At 49.6% G+C, this 17,242-nt stretch carries 18 protein-coding genes and 1 other annotated feature; of the genes, 7 read left to right on the top strand and 11 right to left on the bottom strand.

Annotation, left to right across the window (positions count from 1 at the left end; genetic code table 11):
* The first annotated feature begins 4 nt into the window (after positions 1-4).
* The gene (locus AC22LX_RS07175) at positions 5-1,174 is read left to right on the top strand and encodes a glycosyltransferase family 2 protein (RefSeq protein ID WP_063447762.1); all 1,170 of its coding nucleotides are present in this window, start codon (positions 5-7) and stop codon (positions 1,172-1,174) included.
* 4 nt (positions 1,175-1,178) lie between these two features.
* A complete protein-coding gene (locus AC22LX_RS07170; protein ID WP_049061320.1) occupies positions 1,179-2,663 on the top strand; it encodes a glycosyltransferase in 1,485 nt (494 codons plus the stop codon).
* A gap of 49 nt (positions 2,664-2,712) precedes the next feature.
* On the opposite strand, the gene AC22LX_RS07165 is transcribed toward AC22LX_RS07170, so the two are convergent.
* Positions 2,713-3,891 (bottom strand): acyltransferase family protein, encoded by a 1,179-nt coding sequence (locus AC22LX_RS07165; RefSeq protein ID WP_072047966.1) that lies wholly within the window; start codon positions 3,889-3,891, stop codon positions 2,713-2,715.
* A gap of 295 nt (positions 3,892-4,186) precedes the next feature.
* On the opposite strand from AC22LX_RS07165, the gene AC22LX_RS07160 reads away from it, so the two are divergent.
* Positions 4,187-5,791, top strand: coding sequence for a phosphoethanolamine transferase (locus tag AC22LX_RS07160; RefSeq protein WP_063447760.1), 1,605 nt, complete (start codon positions 4,187-4,189; stop codon positions 5,789-5,791).
* A 75-nt stretch (positions 5,792-5,866) separates the two neighbouring features.
* Here the strand turns inward: AC22LX_RS07160 and hisIE are convergent, their stop codons facing one another.
* The 9 genes from hisIE to hisL all read right to left on the bottom strand — a co-directional run bounded on the left by hisIE (position 5,867) and on the right by hisL (position 13,106).
* Positions 5,867-6,466, bottom strand: coding sequence for a bifunctional phosphoribosyl-AMP cyclohydrolase/phosphoribosyl-ATP diphosphatase HisIE (hisIE, locus tag AC22LX_RS07155; protein WP_045391776.1), 600 nt, complete (start codon positions 6,464-6,466; stop codon positions 5,867-5,869).
* Complete coding sequence (gene hisF / locus AC22LX_RS07150; RefSeq protein ID WP_045391773.1) at positions 6,460-7,236, bottom strand: imidazole glycerol phosphate synthase subunit HisF; 777 nt, start codon at positions 7,234-7,236, stop codon at positions 6,460-6,462. The genes hisIE and hisF overlap by 7 nt, the downstream gene beginning before the upstream one ends.
* A complete protein-coding gene (gene hisA, locus AC22LX_RS07145) occupies positions 7,218-7,955 on the bottom strand; it encodes a 1-(5-phosphoribosyl)-5-[(5-phosphoribosylamino)methylideneamino]imidazole-4-carboxamide isomerase (protein ID WP_045391770.1) in 738 nt (245 codons plus the stop codon). Before hisA ends, hisF begins: the two co-directional genes overlap by 19 nt.
* Entirely contained in the window at positions 7,955-8,545 is a 591-nt protein-coding gene (hisH, locus tag AC22LX_RS07140; protein WP_045391767.1) for an imidazole glycerol phosphate synthase subunit HisH, read from the bottom strand. The genes hisA and hisH overlap by 1 nt, the downstream gene beginning before the upstream one ends.
* Positions 8,545-9,612: a bifunctional histidinol-phosphatase/imidazoleglycerol-phosphate dehydratase HisB gene (hisB, locus tag AC22LX_RS07135; protein ID WP_047066723.1), complete on the bottom strand. Its 1,068-nt coding sequence runs from the start codon at positions 9,610-9,612 to the stop codon at positions 8,545-8,547. Before hisB ends, hisH begins: the two co-directional genes overlap by 1 nt.
* Positions 9,609-10,670, bottom strand: a complete 1,062-nt coding sequence (hisC, locus tag AC22LX_RS07130) for a histidinol-phosphate transaminase (RefSeq protein WP_049061318.1) — start codon at positions 10,668-10,670, stop codon at positions 9,609-9,611. Before hisC ends, hisB begins: the two co-directional genes overlap by 4 nt.
* Positions 10,667-11,971, bottom strand: a complete 1,305-nt coding sequence (hisD, locus tag AC22LX_RS07125; RefSeq protein WP_063447759.1) for a histidinol dehydrogenase — start codon at positions 11,969-11,971, stop codon at positions 10,667-10,669. Before hisD ends, hisC begins: the two co-directional genes overlap by 4 nt.
* Positions 11,972-12,010: 39 nt before the next feature.
* Positions 12,011-12,910: an ATP phosphoribosyltransferase gene (gene hisG / locus AC22LX_RS07120; protein ID WP_045379285.1), complete on the bottom strand. Its 900-nt coding sequence runs from the start codon at positions 12,908-12,910 to the stop codon at positions 12,011-12,013.
* Between the two features lie 47 nt (positions 12,911-12,957).
* Positions 12,958-13,080, bottom strand: a sequence feature (His leader region).
* A complete protein-coding gene (gene hisL / locus AC22LX_RS07115; protein WP_009654477.1) occupies positions 13,056-13,106 on the bottom strand; it encodes a his operon leader peptide in 51 nt (16 codons plus the stop codon). (Overlaps the previous feature by 25 nt.)
* 176 nt (positions 13,107-13,282) lie before the next feature.
* On the opposite strand from hisL, the gene AC22LX_RS07110 reads away from it, so the two are divergent.
* The 4 genes from AC22LX_RS07110 to plaP all read left to right on the top strand — a co-directional run bounded on the left by AC22LX_RS07110 (position 13,283) and on the right by plaP (position 16,673).
* On the top strand, positions 13,283-14,107 hold the full coding sequence (locus AC22LX_RS07110) for an SDR family oxidoreductase (protein WP_045391752.1): 825 nt from the start codon (positions 13,283-13,285) through the stop codon (positions 14,105-14,107).
* 37 nt (positions 14,108-14,144) lie between these two features.
* Positions 14,145-15,026, top strand: coding sequence for a LysR substrate-binding domain-containing protein (locus AC22LX_RS07105; protein WP_487333890.1), 882 nt, complete (start codon positions 14,145-14,147; stop codon positions 15,024-15,026).
* A gap of 236 nt (positions 15,027-15,262) precedes the next feature.
* Entirely contained in the window at positions 15,263-15,325 is a 63-nt protein-coding gene (yoeI, locus tag AC22LX_RS07100) for a membrane protein YoeI (protein ID WP_098949253.1), read from the top strand.
* Positions 15,315-16,673 carry a putrescine/proton symporter PlaP gene (plaP, locus tag AC22LX_RS07095; protein WP_015365827.1) on the top strand — a complete coding sequence of 453 codons (1,359 nt, stop codon included), beginning with the start codon at positions 15,315-15,317 and terminating at the stop codon, positions 16,671-16,673. The genes yoeI and plaP overlap by 11 nt, the downstream gene beginning before the upstream one ends.
* Before the next feature lie 114 nt (positions 16,674-16,787).
* Here the strand turns inward: plaP and AC22LX_RS07090 are convergent, their stop codons facing one another.
* Positions 16,788-17,099, bottom strand: a complete 312-nt coding sequence (locus AC22LX_RS07090) for an ArsR/SmtB family transcription factor (protein ID WP_015365828.1) — start codon at positions 17,097-17,099, stop codon at positions 16,788-16,790.
* Positions 17,100-17,242 lie beyond the last annotated feature (143 nt).

The raw sequence follows: 17,242 nt of genomic DNA, 5'->3' as shown, positions 1-17,242 counted from the left end.
AGTAATGAGCGACATGATAGTTTGTGATACTCGACAATCAAAGGTTATACCAAAATTGTCTATTATAGTACCAGTCTATAATACTTCTGGTTTTGTGGAGAAGACTTTATCTTCATTTGATAAAAATGGTAATGATCAAATAGAACTTATCATTGTAAATGATGGCAGTACTGATAATAGTGTCGAAGTTGTTCAGCAATGGCTTGATACCTATAAAGGTAACGCAATTTTCGTATCACAGGAAAATAAAGGGCTATCAGAGGCCAGAAACACGGCCTTACGCTACGCGAATGGCCAATATATTTCTTTCTGTGATAGTGATGACTGGTTGAACGAAAAAGCTGTTCTTGATTCCCTGGAATTTGCCGAGTCTGACGATCTTGATATTGTATTATATCGTTCATACGTTTACGACAACCAAACAAAAGATTCGTATCCGTTCTATGATGCAGCGACTTGGGATCATATTTTAGGTGGCGAGCTGAAGAAGACAGTAAATGTTGCAGCATATCCGCAAATCCTCAGTCTTGAACCTAATACCAATAACCGTATCCTTAAGAAAGAGTTTTTTGACAAGTATATAACTATCTTCCCGGTAGGGATTCATTTTGAAGACGTTACTCCTCATATTGTAAGTCTGGTTAACGCAACAAAAATTGGCATGATAGATACTGTCGGCTATTTTTATCGAGTTAATCGTGAAGGGAAGATTACGGATCAAAAAAGCGAAAAGCGATTTGATATAATTAAGACCGCGAAAGAGTTATTGCAGAAGCCTGAAGTTAAAGGTCTCAATGCATATCAGCAATATTGTGTAATGTCGCTACTATTTAAAATGATTTTCTGGTGTGGTAGATATACAACTTTGAGTGATCGACGTCGTTACTTCCAGCAAGGTGTGGATCTGTTTTCTGTATCTAATCCGGGCGTGCGTTCGCGCTTGAAAACTTCCTTAGGTTTTGCGGAGCGTAACAGAGAGTTTATTCTCATGTTGGCATTTTTCAATGGCGCAACGGATTTTCTCACAGAGTACAGTACTGGTAAGCAAACGCTATCAACAAAATTTAAACTGTTGAAGGCTATTTCTACTGCAAACATTGATGTCAATAAATTGATCTTCAAAAAAGCTTTGCGTTTTGCAAAAAATAAGTTCGGAAAACGGGTAGTAGGTTAATAAAATGATCAATAGAACACAATTGAATGCATATCTAAATAAACTACCTTCGGCAATTAGCCATGATGAGTTAGCACAACACAAGCATATCATCGAGCGAAGCTTTTTTGGCGTAGATTTGTTTTCTTGCGAAAGTGATGTTTTAGCTTTTGTCGGTACTTATACTGGTCTGGAGCTTCTGGTTGCATTTTATAACAGCAAGCCGCGCGCGATAATTGTTGTTGAATCTAATGCAAGCAAGTTTAAACGTATTCAGGAACTATTAAATAAAAACCCTGAATTGAAAGAACGTGTCTATCTGTTTGATAATTTCTCCAATCCTGAAATTAATGAGTTGATTGGTGAGCGTCACGTTAGCGTTCGTATTTCTCTTCCTGCATTTACCCGGGCAGCTCTGGAGTATGTTACTGCACAGTGGAAACTTGACCATATTTGTGGTGAATTCAATCAGTACGATGTTGATCCGTTAATTGTTTATCGTCAATGCGCGCGCGCTGCGGATACTTTTTACTGGCGCATTCAGGATCAACACCAACCTCTCACGGGTAGTCGCCAGAAGTATGAGTATGAAGTTTCAGTGGTCGTACCCGCATACAATATCAGCGCCTATATCGACCAGTGCATTGAGTCCCTGGCGAATCAGTCTATTGAAAGTATAGAGATTTTAGTCGTCGATGATGGTACACCGGATGATTCCGGTGAGAAAGCTGACGCCTGGGCTGCGAGATACCCAGGTAGAGTGAAAGTTATCCATAAAGCCAATGGTGGGTGCGCGACGGCACGAAATGCCGGCGTTAGCCAGGCCAAAGGGCAATATATTGGTTTTGTTGACGGCGATGATTGGTGCGATCTTCAGATGTATGAAGATTTGTTCCGTGCCGCGGTGATGAAAAATGCTGACATTTCCCAGTGTGGCTATAAAGAAGCTTATGAGACTGGTGAAATAGTTAAATTCCCCCTGGACATTAATCTCAGCCGTCTGGATTTACTACGCGAGCGCCCAACAATGTGGCGTCGTATTTACTCTGCTGACATGCTGAAAAACAAAGGAATTTCTTTCCCTGAGCATATTCGTCGGTTTGATGATTTACCTTTCCAGTTCGAGACTTTTTTAAACGCCAAGATTATTGCTAATATACCTTTTGATTATTACTATTATCGTCAAGGGCGCTTAGGTCAGGATATTTCTGTGCGAGATGACCGACTTTATGTTCATTTCCCTATTTTTGATTGGATCTACAGTCGTAACTCGGATACGTTCAACTATGATGAAGAGCGTAAATTATTTGAGTTAGAACTCGATGTCCACTTCTGGGCCTGGAGTGTCATTGAAGCGAAATTCAAGGATGAATATTTTAAGCAGGTCCTGGCGCAAATTTTTGCATCTAAGAAGATTTTGTCTAAATTTGATATGCTGGTAATAGCCAAAAATAAAGGAAGAGAAAGATTTATGTTTTATTTAAAGCTACTAAAAGCCAAAACATTCTAACTCTTCTACCTTATTAAAAGCCGCGAAAGATTTCTTTCGCGGTTTTTTTTTATAATTGGCTGGCTCTCATATTCAGCTTGTCGCCTACTAAAGATGCAATTTTTGTAGATGGTTTATCAATGAATGTATAGCCAAACCATGATATAAGCACACAAAATAATAAACTGACTAATGTGCTTATTATACTAGCAAATTGGTTAGTAATACCTGCATCATGTAAATAAACAAATAATGCCGTTCCAATACTCATGATAATAGGGATATGAAATACATATAAGGAAAATGAGATCTTACCCAGAAAAGTAAATACAGGTCTGGACAGACAATTTGAAAGTTTTGATGATGTATTAGCTATTAATAATAAAACTACTGCTGCGATTGAGTGACACAACGTGGCCAAACCTTCTTTACTAAAACTTGTGAGTTCATTTAAGAAGTTAATTTCAATTGTCCACGGATTTTCTGTTGCAAGAACAACTGTTAATATACTGGCTGGAAGAATAAACTTAGGTTCAAGTTTTATGTTATATACCAAAATAGTACCGCCAATAATAAATAGTATCAAATAGCAGCCAAGTGTCGGTTCAATCAGATAGATAAGTATTGCTGATATTATGATGTGGGCACCGTTTTTTTTGACAAAAAATAATGCGGCATAGAGATACAGAAAAAGTGACCCCATTAACTCTATTTTAATCGTCCAGAGTGGGCCATTATAGGAGGTATCGCCTATATAAGCAGAATACAGACCATTGTATATGGCTCCAGTTAGTGTGAGTTCTGATTGATAGTTAGATTTTAACCACTCGTGCCCACCTACGATCGCCGCCATTTCGGCATTATGGAAGCCTATCGTATTTTGTAAAACAACAGCCAGAATGACTGAAGCGAGTACCAGTGGGGTAAGTCTAAAGTATCTTTTTATAAAGCTTTCTTTAAGATAAGAAAGGTCGTTTTGCCGCTTATAAAAGCCAATGAGCAACACATAACCACTCATTACGAAAAATAGACAAACTGAGAAGTTCCCATCCAAAATCCTTCGATATATCTGCCACCATACTGAGTTTTGCGAATATAATCCATTTGGCGATACCAGCACCCCCATAAATACATCCATATGGTAAAGCACGACGACAAGCGACGCGACTCCGCGGAGTCCGTCGAGATGTTTATAATGTTGCAAGTGAGACCCCGTAGCCTGTTTGGCTTTATTTTTGTTGTGTTCCATAACCAACGCGTCAAGAAGCAGAACCTGACGGTATTTGTTTATATTACCACACTGATGTTAACTGGTAGTTATTTTTTTGTTGTTGTGATCGGTCTCACGATAGTTGATTTAACATTAAATTTGCTTAAGTATGTGAAATTAAGCCCGGAGTGCAGCACCCATCATGCCGAATAAATTATTTTTAAACGCTTTCATTATCCAGGATCAATGGAGTGATATTTGTCAGTGAGGTTCAGTGTGTTAAAATAGCAACATTACAATGCACAATAATAAGTTGCTTTATTTCGGAGTTTGCATGAGCGTTTTTTTTAGATGTTTAGAGTATTTAAAAACCAGACGTTTTTTATATTTTATACTGTTTTTTCTGTCCCTTGTGTTGTGTTGGTTTGAACCTACAAATATATTTTTTACCACTTTCTTCTCTGTTTTTATTTTCTTGCGTTTGATTTTTTGTATTCGTAATAAAATAATCAGAAACAGTCTGGTGGTTTTTGTTTCATTGATCACGTTTTTGACTTACTTTATCTATCAGAAATATGGTGGACTCTCAACCAGTATGGTCATGTCAACCTTCGGGGTTGGCCTTTCCGTTTCATTAGGTACCGTACAAACCTTTGGTCTAAAATTTCTGGTAGGTTTTCTTTTCATACTTTTTGCACTTTCGTTGTTATCGATTAAAATACCAAAAGCACGCTATTCTGTTAAAGAACGTGTTATTTTGACTATTAGTCTTATCCTTATTCTTTCAAAGCCTGTGATAGATGGTGTTAGTTTTTGGGGGACTAAATTCTTTATCAATAATATCGAATATTCACCAACTTTTATTTCGCAGCCATACATCGATCAGTACAAGATTTTTTTTGGACCTCTTGTTTCCTCAGTGTCGATTATCGCTGAAAATATAGTTGATGATGTTAAATACAAAAAGATAGAGCATAAAGAATATCCTGATTATATTAAAAAAGAGACTGAAGGTAGCCAGAACATTATATATGTGATTGGCGAATCATCTAACCCTGGCCGCTATGGTATTTACGGCTATGGAAAAGATACTACGCCAAACTTATCGCAGATGGATAGAGATGGACAAATATGTGTCGTTAATAACGTTCACTCTCCGGCTGCGCAAACACGACTTGCTGTACCGATGCTGGTTTCTTTTGAAACGCCCTTGCAGCGTGGCAACTTGTTTAAATTTAAGAATCTTATCGAGATGGCACAATTGCAGGGCTACCATACGTACTGGTTCGACTCTCAGATGCAAAACAACATGTGGAACAAGCCTTTCGGTTATCTGGCAAAATATGCTGAAGTACTGCAAACTCCGGAAGATAATAATACCCGTTTCCCAGTTAACGAGGGGCAGGACGAAAAGTTATTACCGGCAATCAAGCATTATTTTAAGCAATCGCAAGAGAGAAATTTTTACGTCATTCATCTGATGGGTAACCATTTGCCTTATTCTGACCGTAGAGGGGAAGCGGACAACCCGATGGTTGATGATTATGATGCGTCTATTTATAACGTCGATGATACCTTAAAGAGTATTTTTACCCTTGCTGATACCTATCTTAAAGATTACAAGTTGGTTTATGTATCAGACCATGGGGAAGTTGTGGGGCAGGGACATGGTTTTCCATCCAGTGATAATGAAATGTATAAAATTCCATTGCTGATGAATGATGCGTCCTGGTGTGCGAAGGCTGAACAATTGCGCAACAACAACCACTACTTCTCATCTGATTTAACCAAATTCCTGGTGTTAGAAATGATGGGTTATGCTGTTTCTGATGAGCATATGAAAGACGCGGTAAAAAATTCTGATTTCGTGCTGAATGAAAAAGAAGACGCTATTCGTTTCTCTGAATTAAGGGATGTGCCCTTACCGCAACATCCTTAATCGGCGGTTAATACATAGACTCTGGTTTAAAGGATGATCATATTAAACCAGAGTCCCTTCAATGCATGTTTCGATTTACTTATGTCTGGACTTAAGATTATCGATAATATCCCCTAAATCCAGCCCCTGGTCCTGAAGTAGCACCAGCAGGTGATACATCAGGTCTGACGCTTCATTCTTCAGTTCAAACTTGTCATTTACCGTCGCGGCCAGGGCGGTCTCTACGCCTTCTTCCCCAACTTTTTGCGCAATACGTTTGGTGCCGCTGGCATACAGTTTCGCAGTGTATGAGCTCTCCGGGTCTGCATGTTTGCGCTCGGCCAGCAGTTGTTCCAGTTGATAGAGGAACAGCCATTGGTGTCCGGTTTCCCCAAAGCAGCTTGAAGTTCCTTTGTGGCAGGTCGGGCCTATCGGGTTGACCAACACTAACAAGGTATCGTTATCGCAATCCGGGGTAATGCTGACCACATTAAGAAAGTTGCCGGAGGTTTCACCCTTTGTCCACAGGCGCTGTTTGGTGCGCGAGTAGAAGGTTACTTTGCCGCTTTCTTGCGTTTTCGCCAGCGCGTCCTCATTCATATATCCTAGCATTAACACTTCGCCAGATTCAGCGTGCTGTATGATGGCCGGCATCATGCCGTCGGTTTTTTGCCAATCCAGCTGTTCACTCAACATACCCTGATCTCCACGCCCTGGGCTGACAGGAACGTTTTTAATTCGCCAATATTAATAATTTGTTTATGGAACACGGAAGCGGCGAGGGCGCCATCGACGTTGGCGTCGCGGAATGCCTCAAGGAAGTGCTCCATGGTACCGGCGCCGCCGGAGGCAATCAGCGGAACGTTACACACTTCACGGACCTTTCTGAGCTGATCCAGATCGTAACCGTTGCGCACGCCGTCCTGGTTCATCATGTTGAGGACAATTTCTCCCGCTCCGCGCTTTTGTACTTCCTGTACCCAATCCAGCGTCTCCCATTGAGTGACGCGAGTTCGGCTCTCATCGCCGGTGTACTGATTAACGTGATATTTTCCGGTCTGTTCATCAAACCAGGTATCAATCCCTACCACGATGCACTGCACGCCAAAGCGATCGGCGAGACGGGTGATTAACGTTGGATCCGCAAGCGCAGGCGAGTTAATTGAAATTTTGTCGGCGCCGAAGGAGAGGATCTGCGCCGCGTCTTCCAGCGACTTAATTCCACCGGCTACGCAGAACGGAATATCAATCACTTCCGCTACGCGCGATACCCAACTTTTATCGACTACCCGGCCATCGCTGGAGGCGGTAATATCGTAGAACACCAGTTCATCCGCGCCTTCATCGGCATAGCGTTTTGCCAGCGGAACGATATCACCGATAATTTCGTGGTTGCGAAACTGCACGCCTTTTACTACCTGACCGTCGCGGACGTCCAGGCAGGGGATTATCCGTTTTGCCAGCATTGAATGGCCTCCGTTACGTTGAATTTACCTTCCAGTAGCGCGCGGCCGACGATCACCCCGCGAACGCCGGTTCCGCGCAGCGCGGCGATATCGCTGAGACCGCCGATCCCGCCGGAAGACTGGAACGCCACCTGCGGATAACGCGCGCAGACCTCTTCATATAGAGAGACGTTGGAACCCGCCAGAGTACCGTCACGGGAGATATCGGTACACAGCACATGTTGCAAGCCGACCGGCAGATAGCTTTCCACCAGCTCTTCCAGAGTGACGCCAGAGTTTTCCTGCCAGCCGCTCACCGCCACCTGTTTATGACCCTCGGCATCAATGCGTACATCCAGCGCCAGCACCAGATGCTCGGGGCCAAAGCGTTTAAACCAGCCTTTGACCTCCTCCGGCGATTTCACTGCCGTTGAACCGACCACCACGCGCGCCACGCCGGCATCAAGCAGTGCGGCAACGTCTTCTTGCGTACGTACGCCGCCGCCGACCTGCACAGGTACCGTAATGCCGGCAACCAGGGTCTTAAGCAGCGGAATCTGGCGTTTTGCCGGATCTTTCGCCCCGGTCAGATCAACCAGATGCAATACTTCCGCGCCCTGATCCGCATAGGATTGCAGGCGCGGTAACGGATCGTTGCCATAGTCGCGCTGCTGGCCATAGTCGCCCTGATGCAGGCGCACCACGGTACCGTCAATTAAATCTAAAGCTGGAATGATCATTACATCTCCAGGAAATTTTTCAGCAGCTGCGCACCGGCGCTACCTGAGCGCTCAGGGTGGAACTGTACGCCAAAGAAGTTATCTTTCTGTACCGCCGCGGTGAAGGCCTCGCCGTAGTTGCATTGGGCGATAGTGTACGGATTGACCTGCATGGCGTAGCTATGGACGAAATAGAAATAAGCGCCTTCTTCAATGCCGCGGAACAGGCGATCGCCGGCTTTGGCATAGACCCGGTTCCATCCCATATGCGGCAGCGGCAGTCCGTGGTCGGTCATTTTCGGCACTTCTTCATCAATAATGCCCAGTAGCTCAACACCGTTATTCTCTTCGCTGCGCGCACCGAGTAACTGCATGCCGAGACAAATCCCCAGCACCGGCTGGGTACAGGCTTTAATCAAGTCAATGAGCTCGCGTTCGCGCAGCTGATCCATCGCAGCCTGCGCGGTGCCGACGCCGGGCAGAAAAAGTTTATCGGCACGCAGAACAACATCCGGCTCGCGGCTGACCACTGGCTCATAGCCATGGCGGCTCACTGCAGATTTCACCGAGTTGAGGTTGGCGCACCCGGTATCGAGGATCACCACGTTCATCACAATACCCCTTTTGAAGATGGCAACGTGTCGCCCTGGACCCGAATGGCCTGGCGCAGCGTACGGCCAAAGGCCTTGAACAGGCTCTCGACGCGGTGGTGATCGTTCTTACCTTTGGTTTTCAGGTGCAGCGTCACCGCCATGGTATAGGAGAGCGAGCGGAAGAAGTGTTCGACCATCTCGGTGCTCAGGTCGCCGACGCGCTGATAGGTGAAGTCAGCTTTATATTCGAGGTGTGGGCGACCTGAGATATCCAGCGCACAGCGCGCCAGGCATTCATCCATCGGCAACACGAAGCCAAAGCGGTTAATGCCGCGCTTATCGCCCAGCGCCAGCTTCAGCGCTTCGCCTAACGCCAGGCCGGTATCTTCTACGGTGTGGTGATCGTCGATGTAAAGATCGCCGCCGACGTTAATCTCCAGGCGAAAGCCGCCGTGGGTGGCAATCTGATCGAGCATGTGGTCGAAGAAACCCACGCCGGTGTGGATCTTGCTGCCGCCTTCACGATCCAGCCAGACTTTAACGTCAACCTGGGTCTCTTTGGTGATGCGCTCAACGTGAGCGTAGCGGTCGCGACGGGTCAGCTGTTCGCAGATGGTCGGCCAGTTCAGCGTTTCACTGTTATAGCGCAGGCCGATGATGCCCATGTTATCCGCTAACTCTATATCGGTGGCGCGGTCGCCGATGACGTAACTGTGGGCTTTATCCATTACGCCCTCTTCCAGCCACGGCAATACCAGTTGGGTCTTCGGCTTGCGGCAGTCGCAGTTATCACCAGGCATGTGCGGGCAAATCAGGACGGATTCAAAGTTAACGCCCTGCGAGGAGAAGACCTGCATCATCAGGTTGTGCGGGCCGTCGAATTCCTCCTGCGGCAGGCTATCGGTACCAAGGCCATCCTGGTTGGTGATCATCACCAGCTTATAGCCTTCCTGCTGTAGCTTAAGCAGCGCCGGGATCACCTGCGGTTCGAAGGCCAGTTTTTCAAACCGGTCTACCTGAAAATCAACCGGCGGTTCAGAGATAAGCGTACCGTCACGGTCAATAAAGAGAAACTTCTGGGTCATACATTCTCCGCAGTCAAAGCGTCAATCACGCGCTGGCTCTCTGCACGGGTACCGATAGTGATACGCAAACAGCCGCTTAATGAGGGTTGTTTATTTTGGTCACGTAAGATAATGCCCTGATCCCACAAAGATTTAAACACCGCGCTGGAGGCGGTTATCCGCGCCAGCAGGTAGTTGGTCTCGGAATCGAAAACCTGCTCGACGCAGGCGATCTCGCGCAGCGCATTGACCAGGTATGCGCGTTCATCAATGATCTGCGCCACGCGCGCGCGCATAGCGGCAATGCCTGCCGGGCTTAATGCCTGGGCGGCGATATCGGCGACCGGCGTCGAGAGCGGATAAGGCGCGATGACTTTCAGCAGTACATTAATCACCTCTGCGTTAGCCAGCGTAAAACCGCAGCGCAGCCCGGCCAGCGCAAAGGCTTTCGATAAAGTGCGCAGGATAGCCAGGTGCGGGTACTCGCTCAGCCAGTTCGCCAGAGATGCCTGGGGGCAGAACTCAATATAGGCTTCATCCGCTACCACGATTGCTTTACCGCGCGTCATTTCCAGCAGGGCGCGGAAATCTTGCGGATTGATTATCTGCCCGGTCGGATTATTGGGGCTGCAGACAAACACCACTTTCACGCCGGTGAGATTCGCTTCGATACCCGGCAAATCGAGCTGCCAGTCGGCGAGCGTCGGCACCGTACGGCACTCAACGCCGATGGTTTCGGCGCTGACGCTGTACATGCCGTAGGTTGGCGGGCAATAAAGGACAGCGTCCTCGCCCGGTTCGCAAAAGGCGCGGATCAGCAACTCGATGCCTTCGTCAGCACCGCGGCTCACCAGTACCTGTTCTGGTTTTACGCCGGCATATTGCGCGTAGTTTTCGATAACCGCCTTCGGCTGTGGTTCTGGATAGCGGTTTAATGTCTGTTCGGTCAACTGGAATTCCACGGCGGTGGGGAATTCGTTGGCGTTCAGCCACACGTCGCCTTTCCCCCCAAGACGGCGGGCGGATTGATACGGTGTCAGCGCGCGGATATTGGCGCGGGCTAAGTCTTCAATGCTCATGCTTGCTCCTTAAGGGCGGCTACGCGCAGCGTTACGGCGTTTTTGTGGGCGGTCAGCAGTTCGGCTGCGGCCAGGATCTCGATAGTCGGGGCGAGGGCGGCGAAGCCTTCACGCGTCAACTCCTGTACGGTCATGCGCTTTTGAAAATCCGCCAGACCGAGGCTGGAACAGGTCGCGGTGTAGCCGTAGGTCGGCAGCACGTGGTTGGTGCCGGAGGCGTAATCACCTGCCGATTCTGGCGACCAGTCACCGAGGAATACCGAACCGGCGCTGGTGATACCGTCAACTAGTTCACGGGCGTTACGGGTCTGGATAATCAGGTGCTCCGGTCCGTACTGATTTGAGATCTCTACACATTGGGCGAGATCGCGGGCGACAATAATACGGCTGGCGGAAAGCGCTTCACGCGCGGTTTCGGCACGCGGCAGGGCCGCTAGCTGACGTTCAACCGCTGCGGCGACCCGGGAGCCCATGTCGGCGTCCGGGGTCAGCAAGATAACCTGGGAATCCGGGCCATGTTCCGCCTGGGAGAGTAAATCGGAGGCGACGAAATCCGGCGTCGCGCCGCTGTCGGCAATCACCAGAACTTCCGACGGGCCAGCGGGCATATCGATAGCCGCGCCGTCAAGGCGCTGGCTGACCTGGCGTTTGGCCTCGGTGACGAAGGCGTTGCCAGGGCCAAAGATTTTAGCGACTTTCGCCACCGATTCCGTGCCGAAGGCCATTGCCGCGATAGCCTGCGCGCCGCCGACGTTAAAGATATTACGCACGCCGCAAAGCTGCGCCGCATAAAGGATTTCATCGGCAATCGGCGGCGGCGAGCAAAGTACCACTTCCTGACAGCCGGCAATGCGCGCCGGTGTGGCGAGCATCAGCACCGTTGAAAACAGCGGCGCCGAACCGCCCGGAATATATAAGCCGACGGAGGCGATAGGGCGGGTAAGCTGCTGGCAGCGAACGCCGGGTTGGGTTTCAACATCGACAACCTGCAACTGCTGCGCGTTGTGAAAGGTCTCGATATTATTGACCGCCACCGCCATCGCTTGTTTGAGCTCGTCGCTGAGGCGCGCGCCGGCGGCAGCAATCTCTTCGTCAGACACTTTGAGCGCTGTGACGGTGGTTTTATCGAATTTGGCGCTATATTCGCGTAAGGCGGCATCGCCATTCTCTTTTACGTTAGCGAGGATCCCGGCTACCGTTTTGCTGATACTCTCAGAAGCTGAAATCGCCGGGCGCATTAATAGTTGTTGCTGTTGTGCGGCGCTGCAGCTATTCCAGTCGATAATGGTATTGAAGCTCATGGTCATTTCCCCTGTTTGTCCCGTAAACGAATTGCTGGATTACTCCATCATTTTCTCTATCGGTAGCACCAGGATGGAGCTGGCGCCCAGCGCTTTCAGTTTTTCCATGGTTTCCCAGAACAGGGTTTCGCTGCTGACCATGTGCATCGCTACCCGCTGTTTGTCGCCTGCCAGCGGTAGAATAGTTGGCCGCTCTGCGCCCGGCAGCAGCGCCACCACTTCTTCCAGCCGTTCGGTCGGCGCGTGCATCATGATGTATTTCGATTCGCGGGCCTGGATAACCCCCTGAATACGGGTCAGCAGACGGTCGATCAGCTGCTGTTTCGCATCGTCCATCTCACCGTCGCGCTGGATCAGGCAGGCTTTGGAACGATAAATCACTTCAACTTCGCGCAGGCCGTTGGCTTCGAGGGTTGCGCCGGTAGAAACGAGATCGCAGATGGCATCGGCAAGGCCTGCGCGCGGAGCGACTTCGACGGAGCCGTTCAGCAGACAGGATTTAAAGGAGATACCTTTCTGATCGAGATAGCGCTTTAACAGGTGCGGGTAAGAGGTGGCGATGCGTTTACCGTCCAGCGCCGCCGGGCCATTCCAGTTTTCATCCACCGGTGTCGCCAGCGACAGGCGGCATCCGCCAAAATCGAGACGGCGCAGGGTGAAATAGCGCGGGTCTTCGCCCTGCGCGCGGCGGCTCAGCAGCTCTTCTTCCAGCACGTTCTCGCCGATAATGCCAAGGTCGACAACGCCGTCCATCACCAGCCCCGGAATATCGTCATCGCGAACGCGCAGAATGTCGATCGGCATGTTTTCCGCAAGGGCGATCAGACGCTGGGTGTGCAGGTTGACTTTAATGCCGCAACGGCCGAGCAGTTCGCGTGAATCTTCACTCAAACGGCCTGATTTCTGAATAGCTATGCGTAAACGGGTGTTGTCTAACATTGTTGTTTTCCTCTGAATACCTGTCTGAATCTGTCCGAATTCGGTCCAAAAAAAAGCCCCCGGAAGTGAATCTTCCGGGGGCTCTCTTTGCGTTCATGCACCACTGGAAGATCCAAACGTCTTCCAGCACACATCGCCTGAAAGACTAGTCAGGATGATGGTGATGATGGTGGTTTTTAAATTGAACGCTGTTCATAAAATTCTCTTTGAATGACTATGCATTTGATGTCTTTTAACCTAAACCAGTTCCGGCGCATAAAGCAAGCCCTTTTTTCCATCATTAATTCATTTCATATTCGTCGAACAAATTGTCAGGTCTCGCAGGCTGGCGTAGCCTAGTATCAGCACAGCGAATGAGTCAGGAGCCAGGGTATGAAAAAGGTCGCGATTGTCGGATTAGGGTGGCTGGGCATGCCGCTTGCGTTGTCATTGCGCGCGCGTGGTTGGCATGTCACCGGCAGTAAAACGACGCAGGATGGCGTAGAGGCGGCGCGGATGTGCGGTATTGAAGGATATCCGCTGCGTCTTGACCCCCAGCTGATCTGTGATGCTGAGGATCTGGACGCGATGATGAACGTCGATGCGCTGGTCATCACGTTACCAGCGCGGCGCACGGGCCCCGGGGAAGATTTTTATCTACAGGCGGTGCAGGAGATTGTCGATACCGCGCTCTCGCGGCATATTCCACGCATTATTTTTACCAGTTCGACCTCGGTTTATGGCAATACTGAAGGGACGATGAAGGAAAATTCGCCGCGCGATCCGCAAACCGCCAGCGGCAGGGTTCTGAAAGAGCTGGAGGACTGGCTGCATGCGTTGCCGGGTACCTCGGTGGATATTCTGCGTCTCGCCGGGCTGGTGGGGCCTTCTCGCCACCCGGGGCGTTTCTTTGCCGGTAAATCGGCTCCGGATGGGCAGCACGGGGTCAATCTGGTGCATCTGCAGGATGTTATTGCCGCGATTGAGTTATTGCTTCAGGCTCCGAAAGGCGGACACATCTATAATATATGTGCGCCAATGCATCCGGCGCGAGGTGTCTTTTATCCGCAGATGGCCCGTGAACTTGGGCTGCCGTTACCGGTATTTACCGATAACCCGGAAGGCGGTAAAGGTAAAATCATTGATGGCAACCGGATCTGCTATGAGCTTGGCTTTGAATACCAGTACCCCGATCCGCTGGTGATGCCGATGGAGTAACCACCAGCAGGCATTCGCGTACCGTAAGGGGGGGGCGATGAAACCACTGCTGGATGTCCTCGTTATTCTTGATGCCTTAGAAAAAGAGGGGAGCTTTGCCGCGGCCTCGGCAAAGCTCTATAAAACCCCCTCGGCGCTGGGCTACACCATCCATAAACTAGAAAGCGATCTAAATATCCAACTGCTGGATCGTAGCGGCCATCGGGCGCGCTTTACTTGCACCGGGCAGATGCTGTTGGAAAAGGGGCGTGAGCTACTTCATACCGCTCGTGAACTTGAGCTGCAGGCTATCAGGTTACATCAGGGCTGGGAAAATACCCTGACCATCAGCGTCGATATGACTTTTCCTTTCTCTCTTTTAACTTCACTCATGGAACAGTTTTATCAACAGCACAACGTGACCCGTTTGCAATTCACCAATGCTGGAGGTTGGGATGCTCTGGTGGCAGGCGAGGCCGACATGGTGCTGGGCGCGCTTAACGAGCCGCCAACGCTGGTGGGTTATGGTTTTAGTCTGCTTGGCGAGCTGGATCTGTGTTTTGTGGTCGCGATTAATCATCCGCTGGCGCAGGCTAAGGAACCGCTGAATTTGCGGGTGTTACAGCGATATCGGGCGATTATCTGCGATGCCGGTTTGCTGCAAAGCGAAAAGCAGGAGAGTGTGACGGTTTTTGATATGAACGGCCTGTTGGAGCTGGTATGCGCCGGGCTGGGCTGGGCCTACTTGCCGCGTTATCTGGCTAAGGCCTGGCTGCAGAAGGGCAAATTGGTCGAGAAACGCATTACCACACCCGCGCGGCTGCATCGGGCATGGATTGGCTGGAATGAAGACGTTTTTGGCCTTGCCGCGCAATGGTGGTTACAAGCGATATTAGCAAATAGTGCTATTCGTCAGATCTACAATACTAAAATAGTATGAATATTAGGCGGTTAGAATTCTTAGCCTATTAATAAACCTTACAACATCTTGTCATTAAGCCAGAAGTTGTTGCAAAATACGCAGCCTGAAAACCAGAGACTAGCCGACGCTTTTTTTAAAGTGTCGGTTATTTTTTTGGTCGAAAGACACATCATTCAATACCAAGAGGCCGGGCTTCGTACCGGATAGATATTTACTAAAAACCGACAGTCGTTGTCGCTGAGGAATAGAAAGAAATGGGGCAATTTTTTGCTTACGCGCTGGCCTTCGCCGTAAAAGGGGATAACTATGTCGCATAACGCTACTCCAAATACCTCTCGCGTGGAATTACGTAAAACCCTTACGTTAGTTCCGGTTGTAATGATGGGCCTGGCCTATATGCAGCCGATGACGCTGTTCGATACGTTCGGTATCGTCTCTGGTATGACCGACGGCCACGTGCCGACGGCCTACGCCTTTGCGTTAATCGCTATTCTTTTTACTGCGCTGAGCTATGGGAAGCTGGTACGCCGCTATCCTTCCGCGGGTTCAGCGTATACCTACGCCCAGAAATCCATTAGCCCGACCGTTGGCTTCATGGTGGGTTGGTCCTCTCTGCTCGACTACCTGTTCGCGCCGATGATCAATATCCTGCTGGCGAAAATCTACTTTGAAGCGCTGGTGCCTTCGATTCCGTCGTGGGTGTTTGTTATCGCGCTGGTCGCGTTTATGACCGCCTTTAACCTGCGCAGCATCAAGTCCGTCGCCAACTTCAATACCGTTATCGTGGTGTTGCAGGTGGTACTGATTGCCGTGATCCTCGGCATGGTGGTGTATGGCGTATTTGAAGGCGAGGGCGCCGGTACGCTGGCCAGCAGCCGTCCGTTCTGGTCCGGCGATGCGCACGTTATCCCGATGATTACCGGGGCGACGATACTCTGCTTCTCATTTACCGGCTTTGACGGCATCAGCAATCTGTCTGAAGAGACCAAAGATGCAGAACGCGTTATTCCGCGCGCTATCTTCCTGACTGCGCTGATTGGCGGCCTGATCTTCATTTTTGCTACCTACTTCCTGCAGCTGTACTTCCCGGATATCTCGCGCTTTAAGGATCCGGATGCCTCACAGCCTGAAATCATGCTGTATGTGGCAGGTAAAGCCTTCCAGGTGGGCGCGCTGATCTTCTCTACCATCACCGTGCTGGCTTCCGGTATGGCGGCGCACGCTGGCGTTGCGCGCCTGATGTACGTAATGGGTCGCGATGGCGTATTCCCGAAAAGCTTCTTCGGCTACGTGCATCCGACCTGGCGCACCCCGGCGATGAACATCATCCTGGTTGGCGCGATCGCGCTGCTGGCGATTAACTTTGACCTGGTAATGGCGACCGCGCTGATTAACTTCGGCGCGCTGGTGGCGTTCACCTTCGTTAACCTGTCGGTTATCTCGCAGTTCTGGATCCGCGAGAAACGCAACAAGACGCTGAAAGACCACTTCCAGTATCTGTTCCTGCCGATGTGCGGCGCTCTGACCGTAGGCGCGCTGTGGGTTAACCTGGAAGAGAGCTCGATGATCCTGGGTCTGATCTGGGCCGGTATCGGTCTGATTTACCTGGCGTGCGTAACCAAAAGCTTCCGCAACCCGGTACCGCAATACGAAGACGTTGCATAATCACGCTTTATGCTAACAAAAGCCGGAGGGAAACCTCCGGCTTTTTTGTTTCTGGCGTCCGCTGAATATCCCCGGTGGCGGCTGTCACCTTGGCGGGGTCAGGGGATGGAGCGCTTACTTCTCCTGTCGCATCACGTTAAGCAGCGTATCCAACAGTCCTGGAAAGCGGGCATCCAAATCGTCGCGGCGGAGCGAAATTAAGTTTTCCCGACCCTGAGGACGTTGCCAGATCACGCCGCTGTCGCGCAGCACCCGCCAGTGGTGAGTCATGGTGGATTTAGCGATATCTTCTTTGCGTAGCGCGTTACAACTCTGCTCGCTGCCGTCGGAGAGCGTGCGAATGATTTCCAGCCGCAAGGGGTTACCGAGGGCAAAAAGGACATTTTCCAGGCGAATTTGTTCACGTTCGGGGTGATTGGCGATCATAATATTCCTGTGTCGGCGGTTGTGCTGTTTACGCGAACAGCAGTCCGTATCGGCGGCTGGCGGCTAATATACCCAAACTCCTTTTCTTGCGCCACGCGCGCCGTCGCAACCTGACCGATAACAGTGATAGAGAAAACAGTTCG

The organism is Klebsiella sp. PK01 (genome assembly GCF_057624675.1).
This window is presented reverse-complemented; position numbering and strand designations above follow the sequence as displayed.